Raw genomic sequence first — 5,881 nt, 5'->3', positions numbered from 1 at the left:
GCGGCCGACGGGTCGGCCCGGGGTGCGGGGTGCGCGCGCGCGACCGGCCCGACCACCGCCCCGCGTCCGACGCCGAACCCGCTCAGGACGGTCGCGGGACGCGTGGCCGCACCCTCGCCGCCGGTGGAGGTGCTGTCGCTGGCCGCGTCGCCCGCGGTGGTCGAGGTGCTCATCGACCCCATCGTGGTCACACCGGCTCCACGGCGTCCAGGTCGGACCCGATCAGGCTCGCCAGCCCGTCGAGCACCTGGTCCGCGCCGTCGCCCTCGACGCTCAGGGTCACCTCGTCGCCGTGCTTGGCGCCGAGCGTCATGAGGCGCAGGACGCTCGCCGCGTCGACCTCGGGGCCGTCGCCCGCCGCGATCCGCACCCGGAGGCCGGACGCCGAGGCCGCCTGGGCGACGAGCGCGGCAGGCCGCGCGTGCAGCCCGACGCGCGAGCCGATCCTGACCGTGCGCTGAGGCATGGTGTGCTCCTTCCGTGGTGGGTGGACCCTCACAGGTCCTTGAGCGCGAGGTCCGGGTCGGGCCCGCGCACGACGCGCACGTCGTCGAGCCGGATGTCGGCCGGGTCCGGCACCGCCGTGCCCGGCAGCAGGACGGCCGCCCTTCCCCACGCGACCGCGGTCGCGAGGCGCCGGGCCGGGTCGTCGTCGGGCGCCGCGAGGAAGCCGGCGAGCGTCGCGTCCCCCGCACCCACGGTCGAGGCGGGCACGAGCGGCGGGCCGCCGGCCCACCACACCTCGGCGGCGTCGACGAGCAGCGCGCCGTGCGCGCCGAGGCTCACGAGCACCTGCCGCGTCCCGCGCGCGACGAGCGCCCGCGCCGCATCGGTCACGTCGCCGACGACGACCAGCTCGCGCCCGACCAGCTCGCCGAGCTCCTCGTCGTTGGGCTTGACCAGGGCGAGCCCGCCGCCCGCGACGGCCGCCGCGAGGGGCGCGCCCGACGTGTCGAGCGCGCACGGCACCCCGTGCCGGCCCGCAAGCGCCGCGAGCCGCACGAAGAACTCGTCACCCGTACCGCGCGGCAGGCTGCCGGCACCCACGACGCCGCGCGCGCCGGCCGCGATCTCCTCCTCGACCGCGGCGAGCAGCGCGTCGACGTCGTCCGGCCCGAGCGCCGGTCCGGGAGCGTTGACCTTGGTCGTGACGCCCGTCGCCTCGACCAGCGTGATGTTCGAGCGGGTCTCCCCCCGCACGGGCACGGCGCGCGCGGGCACCGCCTGCTCCGCGAGCAGCTGCACGAGGAGCTCGCCGTCGCTGCCGCCCGCGGGGAGCACGGCGCGTGTCGCGAGCCCCTGGGCGACGAGCGCGCGCGACACGTTGATCCCCTTGCCGCCCGCGTGCACGTGGGTCGCGTGCGCCCGGTTGACCTCGCCCACGCCGAGCCGGTCCAGCTCGAGCGCACGGTCGACGCTGGGGTTCGGGGTGACCGTGACGATCATGCGGGCCTCCGGCTCAGCGGACGTGGGGACCGGGACGGGCGGCGACCCCCGGCGGCGGGGACCGGGGTCGCCACCGAGGGTCGCGTGCCCACTACTCGTTCACCGCCTGCAGGATGGCGTACAGCTCGGCCGACGACGACGCGTCGAGCACCCGCTGCACCTGGTCGGTGTCCGCGAACACCAGCGCGATCCGGGACAGGATCTCGAGGTGCTCGTCACCCACGCCGGCGATCCCCACGACGACGCGGACGGGGTTGCCGTCCCAGTCGACGGGCTCGTCGTACCGCACGAGGCACAGTGCCGACCGGCGGATCGCCCGCTTGGCGTCGTCGGTCCCGTGCGGGATCGCGAGGTGGTTGCCCATGTACGTCGAGATCGTGCGCTCGCGCTCGAGCATCGCGTCGACGTACGACTCCTCGACCGCACCGGCCGCCACGAGCAGCCGGCCCGCGTCGCGGATCGCCTCCTCCTTGGAGTCCGCGGACTCGGCCAGGACGACGTCGCCCGGTGCCAGGACCTCGCTCATGCCTGCGCCGCCTCTCGGCTGGTCGGGCTCGCGGCCGGGTCGCCCTCGGCCGTGACCTCGCGCACGACGTCGTCGTACACCGGGCTCGAGAGGAAGTTGTCCACCGAGACGTGCCGCGCGCCGGGCGCGTGCCTGCGCGCGCGGTCCGTGAGCTCGCGCTGCGTGATGACGAGGTCGACGTCGTCCTCGAGCCGCGCGACCGCCTTGTTGACGACGGTCACGTCGGTGCGGCCCGCCTTCTTCAGCTTGTCACGCAGGATGCTCGCGCCCATGGCGGACGACCCCATCCCGGCGTCGCACGCGAAGACGATCGACCGGATCGGCGTCGCCGGGGCGTCCGCCGTCGCGGCAGCCGTCTCCGCCCCCACGGTCGTCGACGCGGCCGCCGTCGCGGCACCCGCACCGGCGAGCGCGCCGAGCGCCGTGCTCGACTTCCCCTTGTTCGCCTCGGTCTGCGCGATCGCGGCCCCGAGGTCGCCACCGCCCGTCGCGAGGTCACGCTTGCGCGAGGCCCGCAGGATCACGGAGGCGACGAGGAACGTCACGGCGAACGAGAGCAGCACCGAGAGGATGACGCCGATGAACGCGCCGCGGGGCGTCGCCGCGAGAACCGCGATGATCGACCCGGGTGCCGCCGGTCCGCGCAGGCCGGTGCCGAGCACCATGTTCGTCGCGACGCCCGTGGCACCGCCGGCGATCGCCGCGAGGATGAGCGCGGGCTTCATGAGCACGAACGGGAAGTAGACCTCGTGGATGCCGCCGACGAACTGCACGACGGCGGCGCCGGGTGCCGAGCTCTTGGCCGCACCGATCCCGAAGAACGTGAACGCCATGAGGATGCCGAGACCAGGCCCGGGGTTCGACTCGACGAGGAAGAGCAGCGACTGGCCGTCCTCAGCGAGCTGCTGCGCGCCGAGCGGCACGAGCACGCCGTTGCCGATCGCGTTGTTGAGGAAGAGCACCTTGGCCGGCTCGACGATGACGCTCATGACGGGCAGGAGGTTGTTGTCGGCGAGCCACCCGACGATCGAGCCCAGCCACGACGACAGCTGGGTGACGATCGGCGCGATGCCGAAGAACGCTGCCACGGCGAGCGCCGCGCCGACGATGCCGGCGGAGAACATGTCGACGAGCATCTCGAAGCCGGCCCTGATCTTGCCGGCCCACAGCGAGTCGATCTTCTTCATGACCCATGCGGCACCCGGGCCGACGATCATGGCGCCCAGGAACATGGGGATGGTGCTGCCGACGATCATGCCGACCGCGACGATCGAGGCGACGACGGCGCCGCGGTCGCCGTAGACGACGCGGCCGCCCGCGTTCGCGATGAGCAGCGGGAGGAGGTAGGTGATCATCGGCCCGACGAGGCCGACGTACTGCCGGAAGGTCGTCCCGTCCTCCGCGAGCGCCAGCTGCGTCGCGGCGCCCTGCCAGCTCATCTCGTCGGCGTTGCCGAAGCCGCCGAGGATCGCGTTGGGCATCCAGCCGACCGCGATGAACAGGGACGTGATGAGGCCCCAGGCCAGGAAGGCCGGGAGGTTGGGCATGATCATGCTGCTGAGGAAGGCCCCGAACCTCTGCACGCGGACCTGGGCGGCCTTGCCCCGGCTCACGGTGCGGGGCGCCTCGGCCGTCGTTGCGGACATGGGCGTCTCACGCTCCCTTCGTGGTGGTGCGCGACCGGGCGGCGGTGCCCGGGGCGGCGCTGATGATCGTCATTGACCTGCTCCTTCGCTCCGGGCCGGCGTGCCGTCCCGGGTCCACCGTGGCGCCGGCCCCCGGGGGGGAGGGGCCGGCGCCGGCCTCACGGCTCGACCGTGACCTTGATCCCCACCCCCGACCGGACGACGTCGATGCCCTCGGCCACCTGGTCCAGCGGCAGGCGGTGGGTGATGAGGTCCGCGACGGGGACGCTCCCGTCGGCGATGTGGGCGAGCGCCCGGCGGTTGTGCTCGGGGCTCGAGCCGTTGGCGCCCACGATCGTGAGCTCCTTGTAGTGCACGAGGTTGGAGTCGAGCGTGATCGTCGGCTTGTCCTTGGGCAGCCCGCCGAAGAAGCTGACGCGACCCTGCGGCGCGAGCATCCGCAGCGCCTGCTCCTGCGCGGCGCCGGACGCCGCGGCCGTGATGACCACCGTCGCGCCCTTGCCGTCGGTGAGCGCCAGGACGGCCTCGACCGGGTCCTGGTCCGCCGCGCAGATGGCCGCGTCGGGCTGCACGACGGCGGCCGCGAGGTCGAGCCGCGACCGGCTGAGCTCCACGAGCAGCACGCGCGCCGCCCCGCGGGCCCGGGCGAGGCGCACGTGCAGGCAGCCGATCGGCCCCGACCCCACGACGACGACGACGTCGCCCTCGCCCACCCCCGCGATCTCCTGCGCGTTGATCGCGCACGCGAACGGCTCGGCGACGCTCGCCTCGGCGAACGAGACGTTCTCGGGGATGCGGTTGAGGCCGTCGACCGCGAGCACCTCGCGCGGCACGATCATGTACGGCGCGAACCCGCCGTCGAAGTCGTAGCCCATCGACACCTGGTTCGGGCAGATGGTCATGGCACCCGCCTGGCAGTACTCGCACCGCCCGCACGGGATCGCCGCGATGACCTGGACCCGGTCGCCCGCCGCCCAGGCGTCGACGCCCTCGCCGACCTCGACGACCTCGCCCGCGATCTCGTGGCCCATCACGCGCGGCGGGACGATCCGCTGGTGACCCGACGTGGAGATCTTGACGTCGGTGCCGCACATCGAGCACGCGCGGACCCGGATCTTGACCTCGCCGGGGCCCGGCGAGGGCTCGGGCGCGTCCTCCAGGCGCACGTCGCCGGGGGCGTAGAAGCGGAAGACGTTCATCTCTCTCCTTCGTGGGACGTCGGACGACGTCGTGGGACGGGTCTGCGCCTCGGCGTCCGCCTGCGCGGAGGTGCTCATGCGCGCACCACGCGGGGGCCCGCGGACTCGATCTCGTCGGCGAGGTCGGGCTCGAGCTCCGAGTCGGTGATGACGGTGTCGACGGCGGACAGCGGCGCGACCTGCGCGAAGTCGGAGCGGCCGACCTTCGTGTGGTCCGCGAGCACCACCGTGCGACGGGCCGCCGCGACGAGCGCGCGCTTGACGCCCGCCTCGGCGAGGTCGGGCGTCGTGAGCCCGCGCTCGACCGTCAGCCCGTTCGTGCCGAGGAAGGCGACGTCCGCGTACACGTCGGCCATCGCGCGCTCGGCCCACGGCCCGACGGCGGCGAGCGTCCGGCCGCGCACCGTGCCGCCCAGGAGGTGCAGCGTGATGCTGGGGCGGGACGCGAGCAGCATCGCGATCGGCAGCGCGTGCGTGACGACCGTCAGCTCGCGGTCGGTGGGCAGCATCTCGGCGAGACGGATCGTCGTGGTGCCGGCATCGAGCACGATCGCGCCGCCGTCGGGCAGCTCGTCGAGCGCGGCCTTGGCGATGCGCTCCTTCTGACCAGCCATGCGCCCCTCGCGGTCCGCGACGGCGGGCTCGATGCCGAGGCGCTCGACCGGGATGGCCCCGCCGTGCACCCGCCGCAGGAGGCCCCGCCGCTCGAGCGCGGTGAGGTCGCGGCGCACGGTCTCGGGGGTGACGTCGAGCGCGTCGGCGAGGTCCTTGACCTCGACCCGCCCGTCGAGCCGGGCGCGCGTGAGGATCTCCTGCTGCCGCTCCGTCGCGTACACCCGGCCTCCGTCGCCCGTTCGGATGTTGGTATGGCTTTGTCTAGTTCCGTTTGTGTCCGATGTCAACACCCGAGCGGGCACGCGGGGCCCCGAACGGTGTCGTGGAGGCGCCACGCCGTCGCCGGCGAGGGGGGCGACGACACCGGCGACCGGCCACAGGCAACAGCGCCGCCGACGGCCACAGGCAACAGCGACGTCGAGTTCGAACAACCGTCCACCTGGCCGCGT

The 5,881-nt window shown here is 74.1% G+C and carries 6 protein-coding genes; all 6 read right to left on the bottom strand.

Features of this window, described 5'->3' with window-relative positions:
- Positions 1-187 precede the first annotated feature (187 nt).
- On the bottom strand, positions 188-466 hold the full coding sequence (locus tag ICW40_RS10255) for an HPr family phosphocarrier protein (RefSeq protein ID WP_221653727.1): 279 nt from the start codon (positions 464-466) through the stop codon (positions 188-190).
- A gap of 29 nt (positions 467-495) precedes the next feature.
- Positions 496-1,446 (bottom strand): 1-phosphofructokinase, encoded by a 951-nt coding sequence (gene pfkB, locus ICW40_RS10250; protein WP_221653726.1) that lies wholly within the window; start codon positions 1,444-1,446, stop codon positions 496-498.
- 91 nt (positions 1,447-1,537) lie between these two features.
- Positions 1,538-1,972: a PTS sugar transporter subunit IIA gene (locus ICW40_RS10245; RefSeq protein WP_221653725.1), complete on the bottom strand. Its 435-nt coding sequence runs from the start codon at positions 1,970-1,972 to the stop codon at positions 1,538-1,540.
- Positions 1,969-3,618 carry a PTS mannitol transporter subunit IICB gene (locus ICW40_RS10240; RefSeq protein ID WP_221653724.1) on the bottom strand — a complete coding sequence of 550 codons (1,650 nt, stop codon included), beginning with the start codon at positions 3,616-3,618 and terminating at the stop codon, positions 1,969-1,971. The genes ICW40_RS10245 and ICW40_RS10240 overlap by 4 nt, the downstream gene beginning before the upstream one ends.
- Before the next feature lie 158 nt (positions 3,619-3,776).
- Positions 3,777-4,895 (bottom strand): alcohol dehydrogenase catalytic domain-containing protein, encoded by a 1,119-nt coding sequence (locus tag ICW40_RS10235; RefSeq protein WP_260459052.1) that lies wholly within the window; start codon positions 4,893-4,895, stop codon positions 3,777-3,779.
- Positions 4,892-5,653 (bottom strand): DeoR/GlpR family DNA-binding transcription regulator, encoded by a 762-nt coding sequence (locus tag ICW40_RS10230; protein WP_221653723.1) that lies wholly within the window; start codon positions 5,651-5,653, stop codon positions 4,892-4,894. The genes ICW40_RS10235 and ICW40_RS10230 overlap by 4 nt, the downstream gene beginning before the upstream one ends.
- Between the last annotated feature and the right edge of the window lie 228 nt (positions 5,654-5,881).

The sequence above is a fragment of the Actinotalea ferrariae genome, assembly GCF_019733465.1.
GTDB classification, from domain to species: Bacteria; Actinomycetota; Actinomycetes; order Actinomycetales; family Cellulomonadaceae; genus Actinotalea; species Actinotalea ferrariae_A.
This window is presented reverse-complemented; position numbering and strand designations above follow the sequence as displayed.

Coding starts and splice junctions, on each gene's coding strand:
- ICW40_RS10255 (WP_221653727.1), bottom strand. CDS start 466: ATGCCTCAGCGCACGGTCAGGATCGGCTCGCGCGTCGGGCTGCACGCG.
- pfkB (WP_221653726.1), bottom strand. CDS start 1,446: ATGATCGTCACGGTCACCCCGAACCCCAGCGTCGACCGTGCGCTCGAG.
- ICW40_RS10245 (WP_221653725.1), bottom strand. CDS start 1,972: ATGAGCGAGGTCCTGGCACCGGGCGACGTCGTCCTGGCCGAGTCCGCG.
- ICW40_RS10235 (WP_260459052.1), bottom strand. CDS start 4,895: ATGAGCACCTCCGCGCAGGCGGACGCCGAGGCGCAGACCCGTCCCACG.
- ICW40_RS10240 (WP_221653724.1), bottom strand. CDS start 3,618: ATGTCCGCAACGACGGCCGAGGCGCCCCGCACCGTGAGCCGGGGCAAG.